This is a genomic window from Leisingera sp. F5 (assembly GCF_001593695.1).
Genome location: NZ_LUKH01000003.1, coordinates 106,644 through 133,152, shown reverse-complemented (window position 1 = coordinate 133,152; position 26,509 = coordinate 106,644). Strand labels below are relative to the sequence as shown.

General features: G+C 63.9%; 21 protein-coding genes. 11 read left to right on the top strand and 10 right to left on the bottom strand.

Annotated elements, in window-relative coordinates:
• Positions 1-190 precede the first annotated feature (190 nt).
• Both ileS and A2I95_RS03065 read right to left on the bottom strand, forming a co-directional pair.
• Complete coding sequence (gene ileS / locus A2I95_RS03070) at positions 191-3,133, bottom strand: isoleucine--tRNA ligase (RefSeq protein WP_291727684.1); 2,943 nt, start codon at positions 3,131-3,133, stop codon at positions 191-193.
• 265 nt (positions 3,134-3,398) lie between these two features.
• Complete coding sequence (locus A2I95_RS03065) at positions 3,399-5,297, bottom strand: calcium-binding protein (protein ID WP_291727682.1); 1,899 nt, start codon at positions 5,295-5,297, stop codon at positions 3,399-3,401.
• 136 nt (positions 5,298-5,433) lie between these two features.
• On the opposite strand from A2I95_RS03065, the gene A2I95_RS03060 reads away from it, so the two are divergent.
• Positions 5,434-5,856 (top strand): group III truncated hemoglobin, encoded by a 423-nt coding sequence (locus A2I95_RS03060; RefSeq protein ID WP_291727680.1) that lies wholly within the window; start codon positions 5,434-5,436, stop codon positions 5,854-5,856.
• A 104-nt stretch (positions 5,857-5,960) separates the two neighbouring features.
• Here the strand turns inward: A2I95_RS03060 and A2I95_RS03055 are convergent, their stop codons facing one another.
• From A2I95_RS03055 to A2I95_RS03045, 3 genes are read right to left on the bottom strand one after another with little or no spacing between them, the layout of a single operon-like run.
• Positions 5,961-6,950 (bottom strand): YcjF family protein, encoded by a 990-nt coding sequence (locus A2I95_RS03055; RefSeq protein ID WP_291727678.1) that lies wholly within the window; start codon positions 6,948-6,950, stop codon positions 5,961-5,963.
• Positions 6,947-7,402, bottom strand: coding sequence for a GNAT family N-acetyltransferase (locus A2I95_RS03050; RefSeq protein ID WP_291727676.1), 456 nt, complete (start codon positions 7,400-7,402; stop codon positions 6,947-6,949). The genes A2I95_RS03055 and A2I95_RS03050 overlap by 4 nt, the downstream gene beginning before the upstream one ends.
• Positions 7,399-8,814 (bottom strand): YcjX family protein, encoded by a 1,416-nt coding sequence (locus tag A2I95_RS03045; RefSeq protein WP_291727674.1) that lies wholly within the window; start codon positions 8,812-8,814, stop codon positions 7,399-7,401. The genes A2I95_RS03050 and A2I95_RS03045 overlap by 4 nt, the downstream gene beginning before the upstream one ends.
• A 112-nt stretch (positions 8,815-8,926) precedes the next feature.
• Between A2I95_RS03045 and truA the strand changes: the two genes are divergently transcribed.
• The 3 genes from truA to A2I95_RS03030 all read left to right on the top strand — a co-directional run bounded on the left by truA (position 8,927) and on the right by A2I95_RS03030 (position 11,610).
• Entirely contained in the window at positions 8,927-9,694 is a 768-nt protein-coding gene (gene truA, locus A2I95_RS03040; protein ID WP_291727672.1) for a tRNA pseudouridine(38-40) synthase TruA, read from the top strand.
• A 138-nt stretch (positions 9,695-9,832) separates the two neighbouring features.
• On the top strand, positions 9,833-10,573 hold the full coding sequence (locus A2I95_RS03035) for an NYN domain-containing protein (RefSeq protein ID WP_291727670.1): 741 nt from the start codon (positions 9,833-9,835) through the stop codon (positions 10,571-10,573).
• 101 nt (positions 10,574-10,674) lie between these two features.
• The gene (locus tag A2I95_RS03030; RefSeq protein ID WP_291727668.1) at positions 10,675-11,610 is read left to right on the top strand and encodes a glyoxylate/hydroxypyruvate reductase A; all 936 of its coding nucleotides are present in this window, start codon (positions 10,675-10,677) and stop codon (positions 11,608-11,610) included.
• Positions 11,611-11,736: 126 nt separating this feature from the next.
• On the opposite strand, the gene gcvH is transcribed toward A2I95_RS03030, so the two are convergent.
• The gene (gene gcvH, locus A2I95_RS03025) at positions 11,737-12,096 is read right to left on the bottom strand and encodes a glycine cleavage system protein GcvH (RefSeq protein ID WP_291727812.1); all 360 of its coding nucleotides are present in this window, start codon (positions 12,094-12,096) and stop codon (positions 11,737-11,739) included.
• Positions 12,097-12,315: 219 nt separating this feature from the next.
• Positions 12,316-13,764: a glutamine synthetase family protein gene (locus A2I95_RS03020; protein ID WP_291727666.1), complete on the bottom strand. Its 1,449-nt coding sequence runs from the start codon at positions 13,762-13,764 to the stop codon at positions 12,316-12,318.
• Positions 13,765-13,976: 212 nt separating this feature from the next.
• On the opposite strand from A2I95_RS03020, the gene A2I95_RS03015 reads away from it, so the two are divergent.
• The 3 genes from A2I95_RS03015 to A2I95_RS03005 all read left to right on the top strand — a co-directional run bounded on the left by A2I95_RS03015 (position 13,977) and on the right by A2I95_RS03005 (position 16,253).
• On the top strand, positions 13,977-14,753 hold the full coding sequence (locus tag A2I95_RS03015; RefSeq protein ID WP_291727664.1) for an IclR family transcriptional regulator C-terminal domain-containing protein: 777 nt from the start codon (positions 13,977-13,979) through the stop codon (positions 14,751-14,753).
• Positions 14,754-14,833: 80 nt separating this feature from the next.
• The gene (locus A2I95_RS03010) at positions 14,834-15,148 is read left to right on the top strand and encodes a hypothetical protein (RefSeq protein WP_291727662.1); all 315 of its coding nucleotides are present in this window, start codon (positions 14,834-14,836) and stop codon (positions 15,146-15,148) included.
• A 121-nt stretch (positions 15,149-15,269) separates the two neighbouring features.
• Positions 15,270-16,253, top strand: a complete 984-nt coding sequence (locus A2I95_RS03005) for a glyceraldehyde 3-phosphate dehydrogenase NAD-binding domain-containing protein (protein ID WP_291727660.1) — start codon at positions 15,270-15,272, stop codon at positions 16,251-16,253.
• Positions 16,254-16,305: 52 nt separating this feature from the next.
• Here A2I95_RS03005 and A2I95_RS03000 read toward each other — a convergent pair whose 3' ends face one another.
• Together A2I95_RS03000 and A2I95_RS02995 are read right to left on the bottom strand one after the other, a co-directional pair.
• Positions 16,306-16,914, bottom strand: coding sequence for a hypothetical protein (locus A2I95_RS03000; RefSeq protein ID WP_291727658.1), 609 nt, complete (start codon positions 16,912-16,914; stop codon positions 16,306-16,308).
• A 64-nt stretch (positions 16,915-16,978) separates the two neighbouring features.
• Complete coding sequence (locus A2I95_RS02995) at positions 16,979-17,323, bottom strand: hypothetical protein (RefSeq protein WP_367150666.1); 345 nt, start codon at positions 17,321-17,323, stop codon at positions 16,979-16,981.
• Between the two features lie 484 nt (positions 17,324-17,807).
• On the opposite strand from A2I95_RS02995, the gene A2I95_RS02990 reads away from it, so the two are divergent.
• Entirely contained in the window at positions 17,808-19,610 is a 1,803-nt protein-coding gene (locus A2I95_RS02990; protein ID WP_291727656.1) for an autotransporter assembly complex family protein, read from the top strand.
• Positions 19,607-23,233, top strand: coding sequence for a translocation/assembly module TamB domain-containing protein (locus A2I95_RS02985; RefSeq protein WP_367150664.1), 3,627 nt, complete (start codon positions 19,607-19,609; stop codon positions 23,231-23,233). Before A2I95_RS02990 ends, A2I95_RS02985 begins: the two co-directional genes overlap by 4 nt.
• Before the next feature lie 21 nt (positions 23,234-23,254).
• Here the strand turns inward: A2I95_RS02985 and A2I95_RS02980 are convergent, their stop codons facing one another.
• The gene (locus A2I95_RS02980; RefSeq protein ID WP_291727654.1) at positions 23,255-24,205 is read right to left on the bottom strand and encodes a glucokinase; all 951 of its coding nucleotides are present in this window, start codon (positions 24,203-24,205) and stop codon (positions 23,255-23,257) included.
• A gap of 197 nt (positions 24,206-24,402) precedes the next feature.
• Between A2I95_RS02980 and A2I95_RS02975 the strand changes: the two genes are divergently transcribed.
• Together A2I95_RS02975 and A2I95_RS02970 are read left to right on the top strand one after the other, a co-directional pair.
• Positions 24,403-25,395: a glycosyltransferase family 2 protein gene (locus A2I95_RS02975; protein ID WP_291727652.1), complete on the top strand. Its 993-nt coding sequence runs from the start codon at positions 24,403-24,405 to the stop codon at positions 25,393-25,395.
• Positions 25,392-26,342 carry a glycosyltransferase gene (locus A2I95_RS02970; RefSeq protein WP_291727650.1) on the top strand — a complete coding sequence of 317 codons (951 nt, stop codon included), beginning with the start codon at positions 25,392-25,394 and terminating at the stop codon, positions 26,340-26,342. The genes A2I95_RS02975 and A2I95_RS02970 overlap by 4 nt, the downstream gene beginning before the upstream one ends.
• The last annotated feature ends 167 nt before the right edge of the window (positions 26,343-26,509 follow it).

The window sequence follows — 26,509 nt, the reverse complement described above, 5'->3', positions numbered from 1 at the left end:
AAAACCTACATGGAATTAACGAATTCTTAACCAATTGTAGAAAACCGGTCAACATCTAGAGGAATTCAATTTTCCAATACACAAGGCCGCACTCGGAAAAAGTGCAGGAAATCCCGCAACAATAGCGCAAAAATGATAACGCCCGGCAATTAAGCCGGGCGCCACACACAAGCCAAAGCTGAAAGCCGGGTTATCCCAGCGCGCTATCGCAGCGGCCGCAAACACCGTCATGGACGTGATTGCCCACATCCGGCAGGATTTTCCAGCAGCGCTGGCACTTGCCGCCTTCTGCCTTTTCAAACACCACCGAGACGCCATCCACTTCCGGCATCCGGAAGGCTTCGGCCGGGGCCGGGTCATTGGTCAGCATGATGCCCGAGGTGATGCAGACATCAGCGAAGTTCACCGAATTCAATGCCTCCAGCGCCTCGGCGTCGCGCACATGCACCACTGGTGCGGCTTCCAGCGAGGCACCGATCACCTTGTCGGTGCGCTGCACCTCAAGTGCTGCAGTCACCACCCGGCGGGCCTGGCGGATCTTGGACCATTTGGCGGCCAGCGGCTCGTTCAGCCAGTCAGCGGGGGTGTTGGGAATATCCTGCAAGTGGACCGAGCTGCCCTCGCCCGGGTATTTCTCCAACCAGACCTCTTCCATGGTGAACACCAGAACCGGCGCCAGCCAAGTGGTCAAACGGTGGAACAGGATATCCAGCACGGTGCGCGCTGCACGGGCGTTCAGGGTGTCGCCGTCGCAATACAGCGCGTCCTTGCGGACGTCGAAATAGAAGGCCGACAGATCCACGGTGGCAAAGTTGAACACCGCCGAGAACACACCCTGGAAATCAAAGGTCTGATAGCCCGTGCGCACCTTGTGGTCGAGTTCGGCCAGGCGGTGCAGCACCCATTGTTCCAGCTCCGGCATATCCGCCGGCTCAATGCGCTGATCCTCGGTGAAATCGCTCAAGCTGCCCAGCAGGAAGCGCATGGTGTTGCGCAGACGGCGATAGCTGTCGGCAGTGCCTTTCAGGATTTCCGGCCCGATCCGCTGGTCCGAAGTATAGTCGGTCTGCGCTACCCACAGGCGCAGGATATCGGCGCCGTACTGCTGCACGATCTTTTCCGGCACGATGGTGTTGCCCAGCGATTTGGACATCTTCATGCCCTTCTCGTCCAGCGTGAAGCCGTGAGTCACCACATTGCGGTAGGGCGCCCGCCCCTTGGTGCCGCAGGCCTGCAGCAAGGAGGAGTGGAACCAGCCACGGTGCTGGTCGGTGCCTTCCATATAAACATCGGCAATGCCGTCCTCGGTGCCGTCCTCGCGGTCGCGCAGCACAAAGGCATGGGTCGAGCCAGAGTCGAACCAAACGTCCAGCACGTCGAACACCTGGTCATAGGCATCTGCATCGACGATGCCGTCCAGCACCTTGGCCTTGAAGCCATCCTGATACCAGACGTCGGCGCCATGGGCATCGAACTCCGCAACGATGCGCTTGTTCACCTCGCCATCGCGCAGCAGGAAGTCCGCATCGGTCGGCAGCGCGCCCTTTTTGGTAAAGCAAGTGAGCGGCACACCCCAGGCGCGCTGGCGGCTCAGCACCCAGTCGGGGCGGCTTTCGATCATCGAATGCAGGCGGTTGCGGCCGGTCTGCGGCCACCATTTCACCAGCTCGTCGATCGAGCGCAGCGCGCGTTCGCGGATGGTATCGCCCATCTGGTCCATGCCGTCGTCCATCTTGCGGTCGACGGAGGCAAACCACTGCGGCGTGTTGCGGTAGATGATCGGCGCCTTGGAGCGCCAGGAATGCGGGTAGCTGTGCTTGATCTTGCCTCGCGCCAACAGGCCGCCGACCTCGGTCAGCTTGTCGATGATCGCCTTGTTGGCATCGCCCTCGCCGCCCTTGCGGTTGAGGATGTATTTGCCGCCAAAGAACGGCAGATCGGCGCGGAAGCCGCCGTCATCCATCACGTTGTAGGTGATGACCTGTTCCAGCATTCCCAGATCACGGTAAAGTTCGAATTCCTCCATCCCGTGCGACGGCGCGCAGTGGACAAAGCCGGTGCCTTCGGTGTCTGTCACAAAGTCCGCCGCGCGGAAATCGCGGATATCGTCCCATTCGCCGTTGCCGCCCTCGGCGCCCGCCAGCGGGTGGGCCAGGCCGATGCCCGCCAGATCAGCGGCAGGCACGTCAGCCACACGGGTATACTGGTCCTCGCCCAGGCGCGCGCGCTTGAACACGTCAGCTGCCAGGTTGTCAGCCAGGATGTACTTCTCGCCCACCGCGGCCCAGCACTCATCCGGGGTGCCGGTCACTTCATAAAGGCCATAGGCAATCTCTTCGCCAAATACGACAGCCTTGTTCGACGGCATGGTCCAGGGAGTGGTGGTCCAGATCACCACATTGGCGCCCGCCAGCTTGTGGTCCGCAGGCTCAGCCACCTTGAACTTCACCCAGATGGTGAAGCTTTCCTTGTCGTGATACTCGACCTCTGCCTCGGCCAGGGCGGTTTTCTCGACCGGCGACCACATCACGGGCTTGGAGCCTTGATACAGCGTGCCGTTCATCAGAAATTTCATGAACTCATCCGCGATCACCGCCTCGGCGTGGTAGTTCATGGTCAGATACGGATCATCCCAGTTGCCGGTGATGCCCAGCCGCTTGAACTCCTCGCGCTGGATATCGATCCAGCTGTCGGCAAAGGCACGGCATTCCTGGCGGAATTCGACCACCGGCACCGCATCCTTGTTCTTGCCCTTCTTGCGGTACTGCTCCTCGATCTTCCATTCGATCGGCAGCCCGTGGCAGTCCCAGCCCGGCACATAGCGCGCGTCAAAGCCCATCATCTGATGCGAGCGGACGATCATGTCCTTGATGGTCTTGTTCAGCGCGTGGCCGATGTGCAGATGGCCGTTGGCATAGGGCGGGCCGTCATGCAGGGTAAAGGGCTGGCGCGCATCGTCCGCCCCCTTGGCCGCGGCGGCCTTGTTGCGCAGTTGGTCATAGACCCCGATTTCCGCCCAGCGCTCCAGCCAGGCAGGTTCGCGCTTGGGCAGGCCTGCGCGCATCGGGAAATCGGTTTTCGGCAGGTTCAGGGTGTCTTTGTAGTCAGGTGTCTGGGGCGTGTCGGCGCACATCGGGGGCGTCCTTTGGATAATCAAGGTCGAAAACGGGGATATTCGGTTCGGCGCGATGGCTCAAGCGCCTTTGCCCGGCCGCTCAAGCTTTCAGAGCGCCGGGGATGTAATTCGAATAATGATGGCCGCGAACAGGGACATGGGAGGCCTTATAGGATGGTCCCGCGGGAGGGTAAAGCGGCAGTTGCGCCGTATTCCGGCATAGGCACCGCCCGCCCTGGGCGGCACCCTGAAACACTACAATAATCAGGCAGGGCAGCCCCCGTCAGAACAAGAGAATATCTCCGCTGCTCACATTGTCTCCATAAATGGTAAGTGTGTTTCCTCCGCCAAAATCAAAAACCGTGCTGTTATCCGCCCCTGGAGCGCCCATCGCAATTATATCATCAGCGTTTGCGACACCAAATGCAGCTTTGTCGAAGGACAGCTTGTCTCCACCGTTGCCGAAATCCGTAACAACGTCATTGCCCATAGAGGCATAGAAAACAAACGTATCTCCGCCAGGTCCGCCCTTCAGCGTATCGTTGCCGGTGCCGCCATCCAGCCAGTCATTGTCATTGCTGCCGTTCAGGTCGTCATCGCCCGCGCCGCCACTCAGCGTGTCCTTGCCGTAACTTCCGAACAAGGTGTCATCACCCCCCCCGCCGGTTAGAGAGTCGTGATGGTAGCCTCCATCCAATGAATCATTGTCGTTGCCGCCGTCCAGCACGTCGTCGCCATAGCCGCCGGTCAAAATGTCATCACCATTTTTGCCGCTGAGCATATCATCACCTATACCTCCGTCGAAGATATCGTTGCCGCCACCGCCAGTGACCGCATCGTGGTGTTTGGTACCAATGACCGTAGCGCCGCTGGTGCCGGAAACAGTAAGCTTGGCTGTAACCTCGTCTACGCCATTCTTGAACGTCACACCGGCGAATGAATAGTATCCGCCGCCCTGCAGGAAAATCTCCTCGTCGGCAGCATCAACAACCCCAACGCTCTCGAACTCAAAACCGGAACCAAGGCGGATGTCGAAACCTCCCTCTACAACCAGCTGCAGCACATCCGAGCCGCTGCCACCGTCGACTGAGTCATTTAGCCAATCTCCACCTTCATCGTTGGAATACAGGATGATGGTATCTCTCCCGGGACCACCCTTTAGAAAATCGGCGCCGCTGCCGCCTTCCAGCAGGTCATTGCCATAGTCACCAGCAAGCGAGTCATCGCCATCGCCACCAATCAAGGTATCATTGTCATCGCCGGCCAGCAGTGTGTCATTCCCCGACCCGCCAACAAGCGAATCGTCGCCATAGTCGCCATCTAGAAAATCATTGCCACTGCCGCCGTTCAGCACATCATCGCCATAGTGGCCGGTCAAAGTATCCTCTCCGCCGCCGCCGCTAAGCGTGTCATGCCCCTTGCCACCATGCAGTGAATCGTTACCGCCGGCGCCAGTGACCGCGTCGTTGAAACCGGTGCCGGTGACCGTCGTGTTACTGCTGCCAGAGACGGTGAGCCGGCCATCAACCACATCATCACTATGTTTGAACGTTACACCGGCAAACGAATAGTCCCCGCCGCCCTGCAGGAAAATCTCATTGTCAGCGGAATCGATAACCCCAACGCTTTGGAACTTAAAGCCGGAACCAAGGCGGATGTCGAAACCTCTTCTCCCCAGTAACAGCACATCCGAGCCGTTGCCGCCGTCGACTGAGTCATTTAGCCAATCTCCACCTTCATCGTCGGAGTACAGGGCAATGGTATCGTTCCCGGCGCCACCGTCCAACGTGTCGATGCCTTGGCCGCCTTCCAGCCAGTCCTTATCTTCGTTACCTCTAAGCGAGTCATCGCCATTGCCGCCAATCAGCGTGTCATTGTCATAGCCGCCCAACAGTGTGTCGTTGCCCGCGCCTCCGTCGAGCGAGTCATCGTCATTGCCGCCCTCCAATAAATCATTGCCACCGCCGCCGCTCAGAACATCATTGCCATAGTGGCCGTCTAAAGTGTCGTTCCCGCCGCTACCGCTGAGTGTGTCATGCCCGTTGCCACCTTCCAGTGAATCGTTACCGCCAGCGCCGTCGAGCACATCATCGCCTGCGAGACCGCTCAGCGTATCATCGCCAGAAGTGCCGTTCAGGGTGTCTGCACCGCTGGTTCCTTGCTGAGAAATTCCAAGAGTCATAATTCAACCTTTGTTAGTACCGGCTTGCCTTACCTCAATTAGAAGGTCAACAAATCAATAAACCTTCATTAACGGCCAGGAAATTGCAGCCAGTTCCGAAATCCGGTATCAGCGCGGCCAATCAAAGGAGCATCCGATGAGTGACGCAGACACCGCAAACCCGCTGGCGCGGTTCGACATCACCGCTGGGGAGATCGCCCGCGTCGTGACCGTCTTTTATGCCCAAGTGCGGGCGCATCCGGTGCTGGGGCCGGTCTTTGCCGCGCATGTCAGCGACTGGGCGGAGCACGAGGAGAAGATTACAGGCTTCTGGCGCAATGCAATCCTGCGGGAGCGGAGCTACAGCGGCAATCCGATGCGGGAGCATGTGAGCCGCCCGGATGTGAAGGCAGAGCATTTCCCGCTGTGGCTGGGCCTGTTTCACGAGGTGCTGCGCGGCGAACTGCCGCAGCGCACTGCGCTGCAATGGGGCGCTTTGGCGGACCGCATCGGCGAGGGCTTCCGCACCGGCATCGTGGCGATGCGCCAGCCCAAGGATCAGCCGCCGAAACTGTTCTGAGCACCACCAGCGGGGCGCTCTCATGCCTGCTAGTGTCCTGGCCACGCCAGAACACCTCAGCAGCCTTGGGCATGGCTCATGCTGCGCATGAGCCTGGAAGCGCGCTACTTCTCCTTGGAAAACAGCCCCGTCAGCGCCCGCTGGACCACCTTGCGGGTGCTCGGTCTGTGGCGCGGGGAAAACGGCATCGGGCGGCAGACCTCCATGGCCGCTATGCCGACGCGCGCGGACAGCGCGCCATTGACCAGCCCCTCGCCGAAGCGGCGGGAGAGTTTAGACAGCACCGATCCGCCCAGCACCGGCTCCAAGAGGTCATCACCCGCAGCCACCGCGCCGGTGGCGGCCAGATGCGCCAGCACCGCGCGGGTCAGCCGCCAGGAACTGAAAAATCCCGGCCGCCCGCCATAGATCCCGGCCACCCGGCGGATCATCCGCAGGGAGGAGACCAGCGCCGTCAGGATATCCGCCAGCGCCATAGGCACCAGCGCCGTCACCGTCGCCACCTGCCGGGCGGCAGCCTCCACCTCGCGCAAGGCCAAAGCGTCAAGCGGCACCAGCAGCTCTTGCTCGGCCAGCATCAGCAGGGCATCAGCGTCCATTACTTCTGACTTGCGCTCCGCCAGCCGGGCCTGATGCCAGGCCAGATCCTCGCGGGCCTTGTAGAAGCTTTCCAGCCGGGCCGTGAAGGCGCGCGCCGTGGCCAGGTTTGCGGCCTCCTCTGCCTGATGGCGCAACGCATCGACGCGCCGCAGCCGCGACAAGGCGGCCAGTTCACGCAAAGCCATCAGCAGCGCCAGCAGCGCCAGCAGCGCCAGCCCGGCGGTGACCACCCAGCCCAGCACCGGCACCCGCGCAATAAGCCCAGCGGCAAAATCCCAGGCTGCGACCGAGGCCATGGCGCCAATGACCGCTGCCAGCAGCGCCCAGAACCAGCGCGCCAAGCGCGAGGGGCGGCGGGCGGCTATCCGGGCTGCCTGCTCCATGGCTGAGGGCTGCGCGGATGGGGAAACCGGGTCCGGCACCGGCGGCGCTTCGGCTACAGAGGGCGCCTCGACCTCATCTTCCAGATCGAACAGAACCGGCTTCTTGCTCATGCTGCCGCCTCCTGGCTGCTGTGCCATTCATAGGCGATGTCGGGCAAGCCTTCCTCGTTGTCTGTGCCGTCGCCGCGGCCTGTCTCGGCAAAGCCCTCGCGCCGGTAGAACCGCTGCGCCATTTCGTTGGCAGCGAAGGTCCGCAGCGTCAACCGCGGCACGGCGGCCTTGGCAGTGTCCAGCAGCGCCTTGCCCGCCCCCCGCCCGCAGGCGCCCGGCGCCAGGTAAAGTGCGCAGACCTCCGCGCCGTCACGGGCCAGAAAGCCCTGCACGCGGCCCTCCCGCACGGCCACCGTGACCCAGCCGCGGTCGATCATGACGCCGCAGAAGGCGATCACCTCCGCCGAGGTGTAAAGCTTGGGCATCCACCCGGTATCCTGCTGAAAACGATGGAGAATACTGCCAACCGCACCGGCATCCAACGGCGTGGCAGGGCGCAGGGAGAGGGTCACAGGGCATCTCCGATCAGGAATTCAGCGGCGCGGTCCAGCCGGATATGCGGCGGGCCGCTGCCATGTTTCAGGGTAAGCGGCGCAGGTGCAAAGGCCATCGCCTGATAATCGCCCTCCAGCCACTTCTCCGCCCCTTGCCGCGCGGGGGTGAGCAGCTGTGCGGGATCGCCGGGCAAGGCTCCGGGGTAGAACGCCGCCTGCTTGCCGCTCTGCAGCAGGGTGCCGCGCACGCAGGGCAGATCAGTTCCGTTATGGGGGCGCATTTCCTCGGTTGTGGTGCGCAGCGAAGCCATCGCCAGCGCCGCGGTTTCCGCCCCGGCAAAGCGGGCGCGGTCCTGCGCTTCGCGGGTCAGCGCCTCGATGATGGCGGTCATTTGCGGGTGCTGGGCGTGGTGCAAGTGGTCGGCCTTGGTGGCGGCAAAAAGGATCTTCTCCACCCGCTTGCCGCCCAGGATCCGGGTCAGAAAGTGATTGCGGCCCGGCTTGAAGGCGCTGAGGATATCCGTCATCGCGTGGCGCAGATCCTCCACCGCCTGGGGGCCGGAATGGATTGCCGACAGCGCATCCACCAGCACCACCTGGCGGTCGATGCGGGCAAAGTGATCGCGGAAGAAGGGTTTGACGACCTTGGATTTATAGGCGTCAAAGCGGCGCTCCATCTCGCGCCACAAGCTGCCGCGCGGCGGGCTGGCCGCAGGCGGCAGCGGCGCAAACGTCAGCACCGGCGAGCCCTCCAGGTCACCGGGCAGCAGGAAACGGCCCGGGGTGCAGTCATAGAACCCTGCGGCACGGGCGGCAGTCAGGTAGTCCGTAAAGGCGGCAGCAAGCATTTGCGCCTGCGGCTCATCATGTGTGCTAGCGGGGTCAGCCTTGGATTGTTCCGCCAGAAACCCTTGCGCCTGCGGGCGGCAGGCAATGCGGGACAGCACATCAGCGGACCATTCGCCATAGGATTTGTCCAGCAGCGCCAGATCCAGCAGCCACTCGCCGGGGTAGTCGACAATATCCAAATGCAGCGTGCGCGGCCCCTGCAGGCCAGAAAGCAGGCCGGCGGGCCGCACCTTCAGACTGAGACGAAGCTCGGACACCGCCCTGGTGCTGTCCGGCCAATGGGGTGACGGCCCGGTCAGCGCCGCGAGGTGGTTTTCATAGTCGAACCGCGGCACGGTGTCGTCAGGCTGGGGCTGCAGAAATGCGGCCTCGATCCGTCCCTCACGCGCCGCACCCAGTTGCAGCATCCGGCCCCGGTCCATCAGGTTGGCGACCAGCGAAGTGATGAACACAGTCTTGCCGGAGCGCGCCAGCCCGGTGACGCCCAGCCGCAAGGGCCGGTCGAACAGCACTGCGGAGACACTGCTGGCAGCACGCTCCACACTGCTCATCACCCCGTCTGCGAGGGAGGTTATCACCAAGGCCCTGATCCTGCTCTGTTCTTGCTGCTGACAAGATAGGCAGCATGTTGCCGGGATACCAGAGCGCACGCGGGGCTTGCCCCGCCCCGGCTCTGTTGCTAGGTGCCCGCCCATGCCGCGTTTTGCTTTGAAAGTCGAATATCACGGGAAGCCTTTTGCCGGCTGGCAAAGGCAGAAGGATCAACCCTCGGTGCAGGGCGCGATCGAAGCTGCGCTGGCGCGGCTGGAGCCGGGAGAGCATACGATTGCTGCCGCCGGGCGCACGGACACCGGCGTGCATGCGCTGGGCCAGGTGGCCCACTGCGACATGGCCAAGGACTGGGATCCGTTCCGGCTTTCGGAGGCGCTGAATTATCACCTGAAACCCGATCCGGTGGCGATTGTGGACTGCGCGCGGGTGGGCGGCGGCTGGCACGCCCGGTTCTCAGCCGTGGAGCGGCAGTATCTGTTCCGCATCCTGATCCGCCGTGCGCCTGCAACCCATGAGGCGGGCCAGGTCTGGCAGCTGAGCCATGACCTGGATGCCAACGCCATGCAAGAGGCCGCCGGCTATCTGATCGGCAACCATGATTTCACCACCTTCCGCTCCTCGATCTGCCAGGCGGCGAGCCCGGTCAAGACGCTGGATGAGCTGACGGTGGAACGCGTGCAGGGGTTCTCGGGGCCGGAGATCCATTTCCACGTCCGTGCCCGCAGCTTCCTGCACAATCAGGTCCGCAGCTTTGTCGGCACGCTCGAACGGGTTGGCGCCGGGGCCTGGGAGCCTGCGGAGGTGAAGGCCGCGCTGGAGGCCTGCGACCGCGCCGCTTGCGGGCCGGTATGTCCGGGACACGGCCTCTACCTGGAACGGGTGGGCTACCCGGAAGACCCTTTTGCCTGAACCGCCACCAGCACCGTCAGCCGCAGCCCGCTTGCATAACCGCGGGCACACCGCATAATCGGCGCACTCATCCCATCAGGGCCTTTCGGCAGCGCAGACGCTGGCGGCCTGCCCGTAGAACACACAGGCAGACCCCCTATGGCAAACCCGACCAAACCTCCCCTTCTGGCCGTCCTGATCGACGCCGACAATATCTCGGCCAAGTACGCCGAAGCAATGTTCGAGGAGATCGCTTCCTTCGGAGAGGCCAGCATCCGCCGCATCTATGGCGATTTTGCCGGCGGCAGCCCGCAGGGGTGGAACAAGGAAAAACTGGCGGCGCTGGCGATTGTGCCGCATCAGCAGTTCGCCAATACCACTGGCAAGAATGCCTCGGACATCGCGCTGGTAATCGACGCGATGGATATCCTGCATTCCGGGCGCTTTGACGGCTTTGTGCTGATTTCATCGGACAGCGATTTCACCCGGCTGGCCAGCCGTATCCGCGAACAGGGGGTGGATGTGTTCGGCATGGGCATGCGCAAAACACCGGCGGCATTCGTGCAGGCCTGCAAGCGGTTCATCTATGTGGAAAACCTGCTGGAGGAGCCGGGTAAACCCAAACCGAAACCCAAGAAAGAGGATGGCGCCGGCAACGGAAACGCACCGGCAGAGCTGGCGGATCCGACCAAACTGGTGGTCCGCGCGATGGATGCGATCGACCAGGATGACGAATGGTTCACACTGGGCCAGATCGGCCAGTATATCACCGCAGCCGCACCGGACTTCGACACCCGCAGCTATGGCAAGCGCAAGCTGAGCGACCTGATCGCCTCGCTGAAGTTGTTTGAGACCAAACGCGGAGACGGCAACCAGATCCTGGTGCGGCGTCTGGACTGAAGCGCAGCAGCGCGGGCAGAATTCCTGCGCAAATACCGCTTTCCCTTGGTCCTGAACCGTGGCTTAGTCCGGCAAAAGGGACGCGGACAGGGAGAACACGCATGGCATTGCTGATCAGCATCGGCCACGATGGCTGGTACACCGAGGAACAGCTAGCGGAGGAGCTGCGGGCCGTTGACCCCGGCGCCGATATCCGGCCCATCTCTGACCCCGGCAACCTGGAAGATATCACCGTGCTGGCAGTTTCGGCGCTGAAGGGCGATCTGGCCGCGCAGCTGCCGAACCTGCAATTGGTGCAAAAGCTTGGCGCCGGGGTGGACAGCATCGTGGCGCACCCCAGCGTGGCACCGCATGTGCGGGTGGCCCGCCTGAAGCCGCAGGAGCCGGCGTATGAGATTGCAGACTACTGCCTTGCCTATGTGCTGCGCGGCCAGCGCAACATGGCTGCGCATGCGGCTTCCCAGTACCGCAGCGCCTGGCAGCCGCTGGCGCCGGGGCGCCCGGCGGAGACCACTGTAGGCGTGCTGGGGCTTGGCCATATCGGCGGCATGACCGCGCGGCTGATGCGGAACATGCGGTTCCGGGTGCTGGGCTGGAGCCGCTCAGCCAAGGAGATCGAAGGCGTGGACTGCCGCCATGGCGATGCGGCGCTGCCTGCGATGCTGGCGGAATGTGACTATGTCTGTTCGATCCTGCCCTCCACCCCGGCGACCCGCGGACTGATGGATGCAGAGATGCTGGCAGCGATGAAACCGGGCGCGACGCTGATCAATGCCGGCCGCGGCGATCTGGTCGATGAACCCGCACTGCTGGCCGCGCTGGACAAGGGCACGCCGGGCCATGCGGTGCTGGATGTGGTCAGCCAGGAACCCCTGCCCGCAGACAGCGCGTTGTGGACGCATCCGCAGGTGACGGTCACCCCGCATGTCTCGGGCTGGCATCTGGGCGATGCGCTTCGGGACGTGGTGGAGAACTACCGGCGGCTGGAAGCCGGCAAAGAGCTGCTGCACCAAGTGGACCGGCAGCGCGGGTACTAAGCCGGACCGGGGCAGCACACCCCGGCTTCTTTCTGGTTTCAAATACCTCCCGCCGGAGGCACCGCCTTGTTCCCGGCAGGGAACAAGGCGGCATTCAACGGCAGCCCCGATCGGGCCGCTCGCGGATCAGGAGATGAAGGCTTTGTAGCCCGCCTCGTCCATGTAGTCGTCCATCGGTGACAGGTCCGAGGGCTTCAGCTTGAAGAACCAGGCGCCGCCTTCGGGGTCTTCGTTCACCTTGCCGGGATCATCCGTCAGCGCTTCGTTCACCTCGACCACTTCTCCGTCCAGCGGCGACAGGATGTCCGAGGCGGCCTTGACCGATTCAATCACCACGATTTCTTCATCCTTGGAAACCTCGGTGCCGACTTCCGGCAGCTCCACAAAGACCACTTCGCCCAGTTGTTCGGCGGCATGGGCGGTAATGCCAACGGTGATCAGATCGTCTTCGGGCAGCAGCCACTCGTGTTCTTCGGTGTATTTCATCATCGTTTGTTCCCTTGGAAGAGGCTTGGGTTTTCAGTGCGGGTCGGTATTCAGTGCGGGTTTTGCCGCCGTAACGGATACCGCGGAAAGAAGAAAGCCGGTCCTGCCGGGCCTTGCATACGCGGGTATACGCTATCAACGGTGCCGGTCTCCGATCAAGATGGCAAATCATGGGTTTCCTGCGTTTTTTTGGGCGCAAGTCCCTGATGCCCTGTGCGGTCAGAACAGGTTAAAATATTCCGCCTGCTCCCATTCGCTGACGGTGTCCAGGTAACGTTCCCATTCGAACTGCTTGAGCTGCAGAAGGTAGCTGACGGTCTCTTCCCCCAGCGCTGCACGGCACATCCGGGAGCCGCCGAACCCCTCCAGCGCCTGGCCCAGCGAACGCGGCAAGCGGTCCGCGTTTTCACTGTAGGGCGACAATGTGGGCTTGGGCGCCTCCAGCCCTTCATTGATCCCGGCCATGCCTGCGATGATCTGGGCGGCCAGCGCGTAATAAGGATTGGCAGTGCTGTCCGGCGCGCGGTTCTCAATCCGGCTGGCGGTATCACCCGGCTGCATCAGCGCCCGCAGCATGGCGCCGCGGTTGTCCTCGCCCCAGCCGATGCGGCTGGGGGCCAGTTGATAGGGCAGATAGCGTTTGTAGCTGTTCACCGTCGGCGCGATCATCAACGAGGTCTCAGGGGCGTATTTCAGCAGCCCCGCCATCCAGGCGCTGGCAGGCGGAGACAGCAGTCCGGCGGTTTCCGGCATGAACAGATTGCGGCCCGTCGCCAGATCCAGCAGCGACTGATGCACGTGCCAGCCGTTTGCCATGGCACCCGCCAGCCGCGGTTTGGCCATGAAGCTGGCGTGCAACCCGTTGCGGGCGCAAACCTCCTTGACCATGGTGCGGAACATCACCATCGCGTCCGCTTGGGCCATGGCGCCATCCGGGGCAAAGGTGAATTCAACCTGGCTGGGACCCATTTCAATTTCCACGGACCGCACCGGCAGCCCCAGTTTCTGGGCGTTGCGGCGCAACAGGTCCAGCACCCCCTCAACTTCTCCATAGCGGGTTTCGCTCAGGTACTGATACCCTTGCGTCAGGTTGCGGGTTTGAACCGGCGCACCGGGGCGGGTGGCCTGATCATGGGCCGATGCCTTGTCCGCCAGCTCGAAAATGTGGAATTCCACCTCTAAGCCAAAGATGGCCGCCATCCCCTGCTCTTCCAGCGCGCCCGCTGCCCGCTGCAGCACGCCGTCAGAGGCAAAGGGGACCGGGCTGCCATCCGGATAGACCGGCGTGCAGAAAATCCAGGCGGAATGGCCGGACCAGGGCAGCGCGCGGAAGGTTTCGGGGCGCGGCACCAGCAGCACGTCGCCGGCGCCCTGCATCGGGCCAGACAGGCCGGTGCCGTCTTCCCAGACTGATACGGCGGTGCGGTGGGACGTGTCCTTCAGCAACAGTGTCGCCGGCATGTTGAGACCGCGGTCAAAGACACTGGCGAAGGCCTCGGCCATCATTGTCTTGCCGCGCAGGATCCCGTGCTGGTCAGGGAAGAGCACCCGCACGGTTTCTATCCCGTCGAACTGCGCGCGGGAGGTGATCTCGGCTGCCTTGCGGCATTCTTCGGCGCCGAGCAGCCCCAGGCGGGCCAGTCTGCCGGATGTGAAGTCTTGTGCCATGGGCGGCCTCTTGGCTAGCGAGCTGATTGAAATTGCACCGGAATTATCCCGGCGTCCAGTCCACGGCGGATTTTGACGCACCCCGGTGCGCAATCCGGATATTGCGGGGGATTTGCGCCTTGACAGCATTCGCAAAGCGAACATTGTATCGAATATTCGCACAAAACCACGGCCCCAAGCGGAGCCAGACAAGATCAGGACAGCGGTTTCAGATGACGGCAGTTGAACAGGACAGGAATATTTCGTCGAGCTTTGCCAAGGGGCTGGCAGTTCTGGCGGTGTTTGACGCGGCTTCCCCCAGCATGACCCTGGCCGAGATCGCCCGGCGCACCGGCCAGGACCGGGCCACCGCCCGGCGCGGCGCGCTGACGCTGGTGCAGGCGGGGTATCTGCGCCAGGACGGGCGGATGCTGTCCTTGACGCCGCGGGTGCTGGCGCTGGCGGGCGGGTTTTTGCAAGCCAACCAGTTCGGCCGCCGGGTGCAACCGGTTCTGAATCGCCACGCGCGGCAGATGGAAATCGAGGTGACGCTGGCAATGCTGGATCAGGGCCGGGTGCTGCTGCTGGCGCAATCCACCGTCGAGCACGGCCATATCACCTATGGCTTCACCGCGGGTTCCCATATTCCGCTGGCCCATACCAGCCTGGGGCGGATGCTGCTGGCCGGGCTGCCGGAGGACGCGGCGGCAGCGGTGCTGACCGGAACAGAAATCCCGCGCCATACCGAAGCCTCGCTCACCGATCCTGGCAGCATTCTGGACTGCGTGGCCGAGGCCCGCACACAGGGCTATTGCCTCACCAGCGGCGAATTCGAGGCCGGGATCACCGGTTATGCCGTGCCTGTCTCGCGGCCCGGCCAGACGCCGATTGTCGCCGGCTGTTCAGCGCCGCGCGGACTGCAGCCGGAAGCGGATGCCCAGCGCCTTCTGCGCGGGTTGCAGCTGTGCGCGGCAGAGCTGCGCCAGGCGGAGGCTGTGGAACACCTGTAACCGCTCTATTTAAAAAGCCTGCCTTGCATTGCGCCACCCCCTTGCTAGGCTGAAGCAAGATATTTCCGCAGGAGCATTTGATGATCAAACAAACTGCATTGGCAGCCGCCCTGTGTGCCGCGCTTGCCCCGGCCGCATCGGCCAAAGACGCCGAAGGCACCATGGTCACCGTTCTGGGCCGCGACTGGGCGGTTTTTCCGGTCGCGGACGTTCCGGGCCGCTACAGCGCCACGCGGATGAACCTGGAGCATTTGCCGTTCCGCCCGCCCGCGGTGCTGACCGCGCGCCAGGCGGTGCGGGCCTTGCGCGCGGCCACCGGCTGCAGCGTCAACATGGACACGATGGTGCGCAGCATCAACAGCACCTATTACGCCCAAGTGATCTGCCGCAAATAAGAACGCGCCTGACGGCTCTGCGGTTTTGCAGGGTTTTTCTGAAACATCCCCTTGGGAAATGTGATCATTTTCCGGGAGGCCATGGATTGAGCGGCCCCGGCGCGCCTGCCATAGATTGCGCATGAAACTTGCTATCAACGGATTCGGCCGCATTGGCCGCGCCATCCTGCGCCAGATTCTGACGACCCCGCGCGGAGACGGCATCGACGTGGTGCGGATCAACGATATCGCACCCTTGGACATGTGCGCCTATCTGTTCCAGTACGACAGCACATTCGGCCCCTTTGCCCATCCGGTGGAGCATGGCGGCGGGGCGCTGCAGGTAATGGGGCGCTCGATCCCCGTCAGCCATGAGCCGGATCTGACATCGGTGAACCTGTCCGGCGTTGACCTCGTGCTGGAATGCACCGGCATCGCGCGGACATCTGATGTGGCTGAACGCGGCATCAAGGCAGGTGCGTCCAAGGTGCTGATCTCCGGCCCCTCCCCGGCGGCAGAGCTGACTGTGGTTCTGGGGGCCAACGAGGAGAGCCTGGGCGATGCGCGGATCGTCTCCAACGCCTCCTGCACCACCAACGGCCTCACTCCGCTGGTCAAGCTTCTGGACCGGATCGCCGGCATTGATACCGCGCATATGACCACGATCCATTGCTACACCAACTCGCAGCCGATGGTGGACGCCCCGCGCGGCGATTTTGCGCGGTCGCGCGGCGGCGCGCAGTCGATGGTGCCGACCACGACCTCGGCGATGCATCTGATCGACGAGGTGCTGCCGCATCTGAAAGGCCGGGTCAGCGGCGCAGCGGTGCGGGTGCCGACGGCCAGCGTTTCCGCCGTGGACCTGGTGGCGCAGCTGAAAACCCCGATGAGCGAAAGTGCGTTTACTGCCGCCCTGCGCGAAGGCGTGGCAGCTTCCAAGGTGCTGGGCTGGACCGATATGCCGCTGGTCTCCTCGGACCTGCGGGCACGGCCTGAATCGCTGGTGATTGCCGGACCGGAAACCCGCATGGCCGGCGAGCATCAGGCGCGGGTGTTCGGCTGGTACGACAACGAATGGGGCTTTTCGGCCCGGATGCTGGATGTGGCGCGGCTGATGGCGGGATAAAAACCGTGCTCGTCCGCAGTTCGGTTTGCAAGCCCGCCGCTGGCGGGCTTTGCTATTCCTGCGGTTTCCGCCCCGTTCCGGTCAGCCGGATCCAGCGGAAAATCAGCATCAGCGTAACCATGCAGACCGCCAGGCCGATCAAATCGCCAGCCGCATAAACGGCCATGACCGGCAGTTGATCACGGGGAAAGATCAGACCGGAGAACACCACCGATTGCCCCAGAGAATTGATGACGGAGGCCAGCGCCCCCAGCGCCAGCAGCCCGGTCCAGGCGATCCGGCGTGCCTGGCCGGCATAAAGGTTCCAGCCGAACAGCCATGCGATTTCAAAGGCCGCATATGCGGAAAAGGCGCCAACCGCGATGGATTCCAGCAGCACCGGCTCCATCAGTTGCTGAACATTGGATGACGTGAACATCAGCTCAGACAGAAACGCGCCAGCAGCGAGAGGCAGAACCGCCCTCCAGCCGAACAGCCAGATGCTCAGCACCCGCACCCCGTGCGGCAGGTAGATCAGGCTGGCAAAGACGGTGATCTCCGGCAGAAACAGCTTCTGCACCGGCGTGACGACCCAGGCCGTCAGGCCATGGCAAATGACATAGGCCGCGGTGATCACCGCAAAACTCTGAATTCCGGGCAGGAACTGAAATACTCGTATCATGCCGCCCGTTTAGACAGCACGCAGGGAAGCTGCAATCGGATGTTGGACGGCTGGCAGGCTGCTGTCACCTTGCGGCGGGTTCAAAGCAAACCACGTAATGCTTGGCCTTGCTGCCGCCCGCCCGTTCCAGCAATCCCAAGGCCAGCAGCGACTTCAGAGTCCGGTGAAAAGTCGCCTGGGCAATTTCCTTCACCAGCCGGTGGCTGCGGATCTGCTCGGACTGAACCGGGGCGCCGGGCACGCTGGTCAGCGCATGCGCGGCCAGCAGCACATCCCTCTCGGCTCTGCTCAACCGGTCCAGACCGATGTCGCGTTCCATAATATGGAGCATATCCCGAAGTTCAAAAATTGACTTTAATCGATCCACAGTTGCACCTCCGGGAAACCCAAACTGCTGCTCCAGCACCATTTAATCTGCCAGTATAAGATGACACCACGCGAAAATTATCAATCCGACAATTATATGGACAGTTCCATTCCGCGTGGTATCATTCCCGTCAGGCGAGGCTGCATGTGAGTGGTGGCTGCGCCTGACGTTTACTCGAAGTAGCTTTGTTAACCAGTGCCAGCTCCGGCAGATTCAACTGCCGGAGCTGAACTGAATAGTACAGTTTCCTTACCGGTTTCCAATCACCTTTGCAGCCAATTTTACTGTGCACACGCCAAACCGGCAGGATTGTGCCCGCGGCTTTGCACTCCCCCTCCAGTGTCGCCGCCTGCCAGCTACCGCCATGCGCGGCAATCCGCCGCCGGCCGGTGGAGGCCGAACCCCGGCGGAAAGCTGCTGCTTTGCCGGTTTCATCTTGCAATTTTCCCGTGTTAGGCTTTGACCCAGCCGCCTGCGGCCCTGCCGGGCTTAGAGGCAGATTTTCCGCCCGCCGCCGGGAGCAGACATGAATTTTCCTTTCCGCCCGCGACTATTGGCGAGCACCATTGCTTTCAACTTGCTGACCTTTCTGCCGCCTGCCGCCTTTGGCGCCGAGGCGACGCTGCAGGCGCCCGGTGCGGACGAGGCCCTGGCCAGGCGGCTGCGCGGCGCCTCCTCTTCGGTGGCCGCCAGTGGTGAAACCAATGTGCAGGAGCTGTTGGCAGCGGCCCTGTCGGATTACCGCACACTGGTGCAGGTGCTGTATGATGCGGGTCATTTTTCGCCAGTGGTGAATATCCGTCTGGACGGGCGCGAGGCGGCACGGATCCAGCCGCTGAATCCGCCAAAGAACGTCAGCAAGGTGGAAATCACCGTTCAGCCCGGCCCGCGGTTCAGCTTTGGCACGGCAGATCTGGCGCCGCTGCCCCGAACCAGTGACGTGGAGATCCCCGCAGGCTTTGCCCCTGGACAGCCCGCCAGCACCGGAGTGATCCGTGACGCGGCTATTGCCGGTGTGCGGGCCTGGCGGCGCAGCGGCCACGCCAAGGCAACGGTGGCAGATCAGAAGATCACCGCCAACCACGTGCAAGCCCGGCTTGATGCGCAATTGCGGCTGGCGCCGGGGCCGCAGCTTCGGTTCGGGCAATTGCGGATCACCGGCGAAACCAACGTCCGCGAGGATGCCATCCGCCGGATCGCCGGGTTCCCGGAAGGCGAAGCGTTCCACCCCGATCTGGTCTCCAAATCCTCAACCCGGTTGCGCCGCACCGGCACGTTTTCCACCGTGGTCCTGCGCGAGGCAGAGCAACCGAATGCGGATGGCACCCTGGATTTCATCGCCCGGGTCGAGGATCTGCCGCCGCGGCGCCTGACCTTCGGGGCCGAGATCAGCTCCTCCGACGGGGTGGAACTGTCGGCCAGCTGGATGCACCGGAACCTGTTCGGTGCCGCAGAAAAGCTGCGGATCGAGGCACGGCTCAGCGGCATCGGCAGCAGCAATGACATCGACGGCCGTATTGCCATTCGTCTGGACCGGCCTGCGGCACTGGGTCCGGATGACAGCATCTTCTATCTGGCCGAGGCCGAACGGCTGGACGAGGAACACTACAGCGCCACCCAGGTGCTGGGGGCCGTCGGCGTGCGACGGACGTTTTCGGACCACTTCTATGCCGAGGCCGCTTTGGGCGTGACCTCCATCCTGGCTGAGGACGTGTTCGGCAAGCGGCGCTTCAAATACCTGGCAGGCCGGATCCGTGCGGAATACGACGGCCGCGACAGCCGGGTGAATCCGGCAAGCGGCTATTTCCTGCAGGGCGGCGCAACCCCTTTCATCGGCATTGACGGCAGCGACACCGGCCTGCAGCTCAAGGCAGACGGGCGTGCCTATTACGGGCTGGGCGCGGATGACCGGATCGTGCTGGCCGGGCGGCTGCAGATGGGGTCGGTGATCGGACCATCCCTGAGCGGGACCGCTCCCACCCTGCTGTTCTTTTCCGGCGGCGCGGGATCGGTGCGCGGGCATGAATTCCAATCGCTGGGCGTGCCGGCCAATGGCGGCACCGCCGGCGGGCGCGGCTTTCTGGCGCTGTCGGGCGAAGTCCGGGGCAAGGTCACCGACAAGATCTCCCTGGTCGGATTTTACGACCTTGGCTTTGTCGATGCTGACAGTTTCGTTTCCGGCTCATCCGCGCGCCACGCCGGCGCGGGCTTTGGCTTGCGCTATGATGTGGCAGGCATCGGCCCGATCCGGCTTGACCTCGCCTATCCGGTGGACGGCGGGTCCGAAGACGGGCTGCAATTCTATATCGGGATAGGACAGGCGTTTTGAGACAGTTTCTTGCCCTTGCCCTTGCCCTTGGGATGACGATTGCGCCGGCAGCGGCGCAGGACACCACGACCGAAGACGCCGGCGGGCTGCTGGTCGATTTCCTGGAGGACACGCTGTCCGGCGACAGCCGCTATATCAGCGTGACGGGCCTTGAGGGCGCGTTCTCCTCGCAGGCCAAGATCAAACGGATCACCGTGGCGGATGAGGACGGTATCTGGCTGACCGTTGAAGGCGCCGAACTGGACTGGAACCGGCTGGCGCTGCTGCGCGGACGGTTCTCGGTCAATGAACTGTCGGCAGAGCGCATCACAGTGGAGCGCGCGCCCAAGCCGCTGCCGCCGGATCCTGAATTGCCAGAGCCAGAGGCCACGCCCTTTGCCCTGCCGGAACTGCCGGTGGCGATTGAACTGGGCGAGATCAAGGCAGCCCGGATCGAGCTGGGAGAGGAACTGGCCGGTTCGGCGGCCAGCCTGTCGGTCGAAGGCTCGCTGATGCTGGCGGACGGTACGCTGGATACCAAGCTGGCCGCGAACCGGCTGGACAAACCCGGCGATCATATCCGGCTGGAGGCGGGCTATGCCAATGAGACCCGGCAGATCACTCTGGATCTGGCGGTGGATGAGGCCCCCGGCGGTCTGATTTCGCGCAGCCTGAATCTGCCGGGAAGCCCCGAGTTGCAATTGACCGCCAAAGGCAGCGGGCCGGTCAGCGATTTTACCGCTGATATCCGGTTCAGCACCAATGGCGCGGAACGGCTGGCAGGCCAGGTGGTGCTGGCAGCTGTGCCTCTGCCTGCCGGCGCCGCTCCCGGCGCCCCGCGCGACATCGGCTTCTCTGCCGGCCTGGGCGGCAACATCGACGTGCTGCTGCCGCCGGTGCACCGGCCGTTCTTTGGCCCCGGTTTGCGGCTCAACGTCAAGGGCACGCGCGCAGGCAGCGGCGCGGTGGCACTCGACACGCTGGCCTTGCGCACCAATGCCCTGCAAATCACCGGAGCCGCAGCGCTGGATGCGGGCGGCAATCTGGCAACCGCCAACCTGAAAACGGCCATCACCGCACCTGCCGGCCAGGCTGCTGTCACCCTGCCCTTTGGCGGCGGGTTGACGACCCTGGCGGCGGCAGACCTGCAATTGAAAAAGACCGCCGGGGGCAATTGGACCCTGGACGGGGTGCTGGACCAGCTGAGCCACCCCGGTGCCCTGGTGGGCCGGGCCGAGATTTCCGGCCGGGGCACGCTGGACCAAAGCAACACCTTTGCACTGAAGGGACGGCTGTCCGCCGGCCTCAGCGGTTTGCAGCCGCGCGATCCCGCGCTGGCCAAGGCCACCGGCAATGAAATCCGCTTTGAGGGCACGCTCAGCACCGAAGGCCCCGGCGCGTTGCAGATCACGGATATGGAACTGCGCGGCAGCGATTACCAAGCCGTCGGCGATGTGGGTTTCGACGGCCTGGAAGACGGCCTGAAAATCAGCGCCGACCTGACCGCGGGCCTGGCGGACCTGGCCCGGTTCTCGGATCTGGCCGGGCGTCCGCTGGGCGGCGCAGTGCAGGCTGCGGTCAAAGGCTCCTTTACGCCCCTGTCCGGAGCCTTCGACACCGACCTGTCGATGCGGGCGCAGGATCTGTCGGCAGGCATTGCCCAGGCGGATGAGCTGCTGGCCGGCACCACCACGCTGGCACTGAAGGCGGCGCGGGATGAGACCGGCATCGCCATCGACCATTTCGAACTGGCGGGCAGTGCTTTGCAGGCCCGCGCCGCAGGCACGCTCAACAGCGATGCCGGTCGGATGGAGATCGGCGCCAAGCTGAACCGGCTGGAAGTGCTGCTGCCGCAGGCTCCAGGCGCGCTGGAGCTGGCCACCACCCTCACCCGCAATGGCGATATCCTCAGCGGCGTGGCAGAGCTGAAAGGACCGCACACCTCAAGCGCCAAACTGGACGGATCGGTGACGCTGGAGGGCGATGCCGATTTCACCTTTGCCGCCGCCCTGAACGAGCTGGAGCGCTTTGTGCCGCAGCTGGCAGGCAAGCTGACCGCCCAAGGCACCGCCGCGCGCCGCAACGGGGAATGGCAGATTGCGGGTCAGGCTGCAGGTCCTGCCGCAATCGCTGCAGATATCGAGGGCCGCTTTACCGAAAGCAACGGCAGCACCGATCTGCGTTTTGATGCCGCGATCGGCCAGTTGCAGCGGCTGGTCCCCGACCTGCCCGGCCGCCTCGCCGCCAAGGGCACTGCGGCCCGGCGGGACGGCACCTGGACCATCGACAGCACCGCCAGCGGCCCCGCTGGCATCGACAGCCGCGTTGCCGGCAGCTGGAGCGAGGCCAAAGGCACCGCCGATGTGACCGCCAAGGGCACGCTTCGGCTGGAGGGGCTTAACCCGTTCATCTCTCCCAACCTGTTGCAGGGGCCAGCAAACTTTGACCTCGCGCTAAAGGGGGCACCGGCTTTGGACGGTGTGAGCGGCACCATCTCGGTGCCCGGCGCCTCGCTGGCCATTCCGGCGGCAGCGCAGCGGGTGGATGATATCAACGCCACCGTTTCCATCGCCCGTGCCAGCGCGCAGCTGCAGGTCTCGGCCCGCCCGCGCGACGGCGGCACGGTGCGGATCAGCGGCCCAGTGGGGCTGCTGCCGCCGTTCAACGGCAATTTGCAGATCGCCATCGGCGATGTGGTGGTGACTGATCATTTGTCTTACGAAACCCTGCTGAACGGAAGTCTGGCAATGTCAGGCGCGATGGCGGGCAGCAACCGGATCGAGGGGCGGATCGATGTGGGAGAGACCAATATCAACCTCAATACCGCCGGCGGTTCGGTCTCCGCTGCGCCGATCCCGCCAATCCGCCATACGGGCGCGCCGCGCGATGTGCGCCGGACCCTGGCCCGCGCCGGATTGACCGGCAGCAGCAGCGGCGGCGGCGGATCCGGCAGAACCGAGCTGGACATTCTGATCAGCGCGCCCTCCCGGATATTCGCCCGCGGCCGCGGGTTGCGCTCGGAACTGGGCGGCGAGATCCGCCTGCGCGGCACCACCGCGCGGCTGTCGCCCTCCGGCCAGATCAGCCTGATCCGCGGCACTTTTGACATCCTCGGCCGGCGGCTGGATCTGGATGAAGGCCGGATCACCCTCTTGGGCGACCTGAAACCCTATCTGGAGTTCAAATCCTCGGCTGCCACGGATCAGGGCACCGCAACGCTGGAAATCTCGGGCCGGGTCGACGCGCCCGAGATCAAGGTCACCTCTGACCCGCCCCGCCCCAGCGAGGAAGCCCTGGCGCTGTTGCTGTTCGGCGACAATATCCAGGACATCTCACCGTTGGCGCTGGCCCGTCTGGCCGGCTCGGCGCTGACCCTCAGCGGACGCGGCGGCAAGGCGCAAAACAAGCTGCGCAACGCCACCGGAGCCGATGACGTCGATATCGGCGCCGACAATCTGGGGGCCGGACAGCTTGGCCTGGGCGGCTATGTGGCCGAGAACGTCTATACCGATTTCAACGTCAACACCCGCGGCGACAGCGAGCTGAGCATCAACCTCGACATGACGGACAGCCTGACGGTGCAGGGCACGGTGGACAGCGAGGGCGAAACCGGATTCGGCCTGTTCTTCAAACGCGATTACTGACGGGTGGCCCAGCAGCCTGTTTCACACATCTGCCCCGGCGGCGGCCAGCGCCACCCGCGCAGCGCCGCCGACGCCTGCAGCATCATCCGTGATCAACCACAACGGTGTGCCTGCACAGACAGCCCCCAGCTGGCCGCCAGGCGCTGTGAAACTCTCCAGAAAATGGGACCGCGCGGGGGAGTTCAGAACGCCGCGCGCGACGCTGCCGGCAAAGAACAAACCCTGCGCCGGCAGGTAGGCCGCCGTCAGCGCGCGCGCCATCAGGCCCAGCAAATGCGCCCATTCGCAAACCGTCCGTGCCTCAGGCGAGTCCGGGCTTGCCAGACAGGCGGCGACGACCCCCTCGGCACTGCTGGCTGCCGAGCCGGTCAGGGCTTGGTGAAACCGCACCAAGCCAGCACCCGAGAACAGCATTTCTATGCTGGCCGCGTTCTCCGGCTCATGGTCCAGCAACTCCTGCAGGCGGCGGTACACGGCTTGCGGCAGGCTGGCCCGGCCCAATTCGGCCGCCAGCACCGCGCCGTTCAGCGCGGCTGAGACGTTGAACCCGGTGCCGATGCCCGCAACCAGTGCCTGACCACCGCCGTGCCGCCCCGGGTGCAGACAGGACAGCTGTCCCGGGATCAGCGCAGGCAAGGCATGGCACAGGGCTGCAAGGTCGTTAATCACAGTGGCCTTGGCACTTGCTGGCAGTTGCAATGCGGCGGCTATGCTGCCTGCATCGCCCTGCCAATTGCGGTTGCTGAGGTGAAACTGCCCCTCCCGGACCGGGCCTGCCACGGCCAGACAAGCCCCCTGCAGGGGCGGAAACCCCGGCTGCGCGCAATAGGCCTTCAGCACATCTTCCAAACTGGTGAAACTGTCATTGGCAAAGCTCTGCAGCGCAGTGACCCCGATGCCAGGGGCCGCCAGCGCCAGCCGGGTCCGGCTGCCCCCGACATCGCCAGCCAAAACGGTCAGCTCAGCCGCCATGCGCCGCGGTCCTCTCTGATCATTTTCGTGCCATCAAGACTGCAGCATTCCAGCCGCAATTGCAATTGAGCGCACCCGCAGTGCTTGCGGCCATCGGCGGAAGTCTGCACTTTGACAGGGAAATTCCAGGCAACCGCAAGACGGAACCCATCGTGCAGAAATCATTCGGCCAAAGGCTGGCAGCCCGCAGCGGGCGCATGGCACATGCCGCAAGGTTCCGCACGTCGCTGCGCCACCTGCATGGGCCCGCCCGCCGCTTCGCCGCAGCGGATCAGGTGGTGCTAATTGCCCTGGTGCGCAACGGCGCCTTTTACCTTGATGTGTTCCTTGAGCATTACCGGCGGCTGGGCGTTTCGGCTTTTGTATTCTTCGACAATGGCTCAACCGATGGCACGCTGAACCGCATCCGCCATGAACCGGACACAGCGGTGCTGCGTTCGCCCCTGCCCTGGCTGGACTATGAGAACACCTTCCGCGCCTATGCCGCCAACCGCTATGGCCGGGACCGCTGGTGCCTGTTTGCCGATATGGATGAGCTGTTTGATTTCGAAGGCAGCAGCACCGCGGGGCTGGCCGGCTTGACCCGCTACCTGGCATCGCAAAACTATACCGCCTTGCAGGCACAGATGCTGGAGATGTTTCCCAAAGGCCCGCTGGCGGCGGCCCGAAGTCTCAACTACGCCGAGGCTGTAGAGTTCTTCCGCTATGCCGACATCAGTGCGGTGCGGGCGGCGGACTACGGGTCTAAGGATACGGGGCTGTCCTATTACTTGCGCCAGAACCGCCTGCCGCCAGGCGGCGCAAAGATGCTGTACGGCGGCGTGCGCGGCAAGGTTTTCGGCGAGACCTGCTGCCTGAGCAAGCATCCGCTAGTGTTCAACGGGCCAGAGGTGCAAGCGGCAGTGCATCCGCATCTCTCTGCCGGTGTGCGGCTGGCGGATACGGACGGGTTGATCCGCCATTACAAATTTGCCGGTGACAGCCTGGCGCGTGATCTGCAAACCCAGGCCGAAGCCGTGTCCGAACACGGAGAAGACAGGCTGCGCGCCGGTCTGCTGCAGGTCCAGCCTGACCTGAGCCTGTGGTCGGATGCAGCTCTGGAAAACCCCGGTATAGAAACCCTCCAGCAGCGGGGTTTCCTGCGCCGGTCGGCTGACTATAGCGCCTTTCTGGCGGGCGGCGGCGCATGACCGCGCCCTCCGTCGCTGCAGTGGTCATCGGCCGCAACGAGGGCGAGCGCCTGATCCGCTGCCTGCGCTCCTTGCAAGGTCAGGCGCAGCCGCTGATCTATGTGGACAGCGGCTCCAGCGACGGCTCGGCAGCTGCAGCCCGGGCGCTTGGCGCCGAGGTGGTGGATCTGGACCTCGCCAGGCCGTTCACTGCGGCACGGGCACGCAATGCCGGGCTGGCAGCTTTGGGTGAGCGAGCCGGCTGCGTGCAGTTCGTGGACGGCGATTGCGAGGTGAACCCGGATTGGATCGCCACCGCGGCGGCCGTCCTGCAGGCCCGCCCCAGGGCAGCCGTGGTGTGCGGGCGGCGGCGGGAGCGGTTTCCCGATGCCTCGGTCTATAACCGGCTGTGCGATACGGAATGGGACACGCCCCTTGGCGAGGCCAAGGCCTGCGGCGGCGACGCGCTGATGCGGGTTGCGGCTGTCCGGGCGGCGGGCGGATACCGCGAAAGCCTGATCGCCGGGGAAGAGCCGGAACTGTGCCTGCGGCTGCGGCGGGACGGGTGGCAGATCTGGCGGATTGATGCGGAGATGACCCTGCATGACGCGCAGATGCAGCACTTTGGCCAGTGGTGGCGGCGCAGCCGCCGGGCCGGCCATGCATTCGCCGAAGGCGCCGCCTTGCATGGGGCGGGACCGGAACGCCATTGGGCCGCCGAAACCCGCCGCGCTCTGCTCTGGGGGGCGGCGCTGCCGGCGGGTATCATCTTGGCCGGTCTGATGAACCCGTTCTTGATGGTTGCTATACTGATCTACCCGGCACAGTTTCTGCGCCTTGCCCATCGCATGGGATACACGCGGGCGCTGTTTGCCGTCATCGGAAAATTCGCCGAAGCTGCCGGCGCTGTGGAGTTCTACTGGCGCCGCTGGCGCGGCAGGGCGCGCGGCATTCTCGAGTATAAGTAGCGTTTGCCGCATTCGTCAGGGGCTTTGCCCCTCTTGGCCTTACGGCCAATTCACCCCAGGGTTTCAAACCAGAAAGAAACAAGACAGGAAGCATCCCGTCTTCTTCTGGCCCGCAGTATTCCCTGAGCACGCGGCAGAACCTTGCCAAGAGAGTGAGCATTGCCAGG

Bases quoted from the DNA above. Each gene is read 5' to 3' on its own strand.
- truA (WP_291727672.1), top strand. From the start codon at position 8,927: ATGCCGCGTTTTGCTTTGAAAGTCGAATATCACGGGAAGCCTTTTGCC.
- A2I95_RS03060 (WP_291727680.1), top strand. From the start codon at position 5,434: ATGAGTGACGCAGACACCGCAAACCCGCTGGCGCGGTTCGACATCACC.
- A2I95_RS02980 (WP_291727654.1), bottom strand. From the start codon at position 24,205: ATGGCGGCTGAGCTGACCGTTTTGGCTGGCGATGTCGGGGGCAGCCGG.
- A2I95_RS03015 (WP_291727664.1), top strand. From the start codon at position 13,977: ATGACGGCAGTTGAACAGGACAGGAATATTTCGTCGAGCTTTGCCAAG.
- gcvH (WP_291727812.1), bottom strand. From the start codon at position 12,096: ATGAAATACACCGAAGAACACGAGTGGCTGCTGCCCGAAGACGATCTG.
- A2I95_RS03005 (WP_291727660.1), top strand. From the start codon at position 15,270: ATGAAACTTGCTATCAACGGATTCGGCCGCATTGGCCGCGCCATCCTG.
- A2I95_RS02970 (WP_291727650.1), top strand. From the start codon at position 25,392: ATGACCGCGCCCTCCGTCGCTGCAGTGGTCATCGGCCGCAACGAGGGC.
- A2I95_RS03030 (WP_291727668.1), top strand. From the start codon at position 10,675: ATGGCATTGCTGATCAGCATCGGCCACGATGGCTGGTACACCGAGGAA.
- A2I95_RS02975 (WP_291727652.1), top strand. From the start codon at position 24,403: ATGGCACATGCCGCAAGGTTCCGCACGTCGCTGCGCCACCTGCATGGG.
- ileS (WP_291727684.1), bottom strand. From the start codon at position 3,133: ATGTGCGCCGACACGCCCCAGACACCTGACTACAAAGACACCCTGAAC.
- A2I95_RS03000 (WP_291727658.1), bottom strand. From the start codon at position 16,914: ATGATACGAGTATTTCAGTTCCTGCCCGGAATTCAGAGTTTTGCGGTG.
- A2I95_RS03010 (WP_291727662.1), top strand. From the start codon at position 14,834: ATGATCAAACAAACTGCATTGGCAGCCGCCCTGTGTGCCGCGCTTGCC.
- A2I95_RS03055 (WP_291727678.1), bottom strand. From the start codon at position 6,950: ATGAGCAAGAAGCCGGTTCTGTTCGATCTGGAAGATGAGGTCGAGGCG.
- A2I95_RS03035 (WP_291727670.1), top strand. From the start codon at position 9,833: ATGGCAAACCCGACCAAACCTCCCCTTCTGGCCGTCCTGATCGACGCC.
- A2I95_RS03065 (WP_291727682.1), bottom strand. From the start codon at position 5,297: ATGACTCTTGGAATTTCTCAGCAAGGAACCAGCGGTGCAGACACCCTG.
- A2I95_RS02995 (WP_367150666.1), bottom strand. From the start codon at position 17,323: ATGGTGCTGGAGCAGCAGTTTGGGTTTCCCGGAGGTGCAACTGTGGAT.
- A2I95_RS02990 (WP_291727656.1), top strand. From the start codon at position 17,808: ATGAATTTTCCTTTCCGCCCGCGACTATTGGCGAGCACCATTGCTTTC.
- A2I95_RS03020 (WP_291727666.1), bottom strand. From the start codon at position 13,764: ATGGCACAAGACTTCACATCCGGCAGACTGGCCCGCCTGGGGCTGCTC.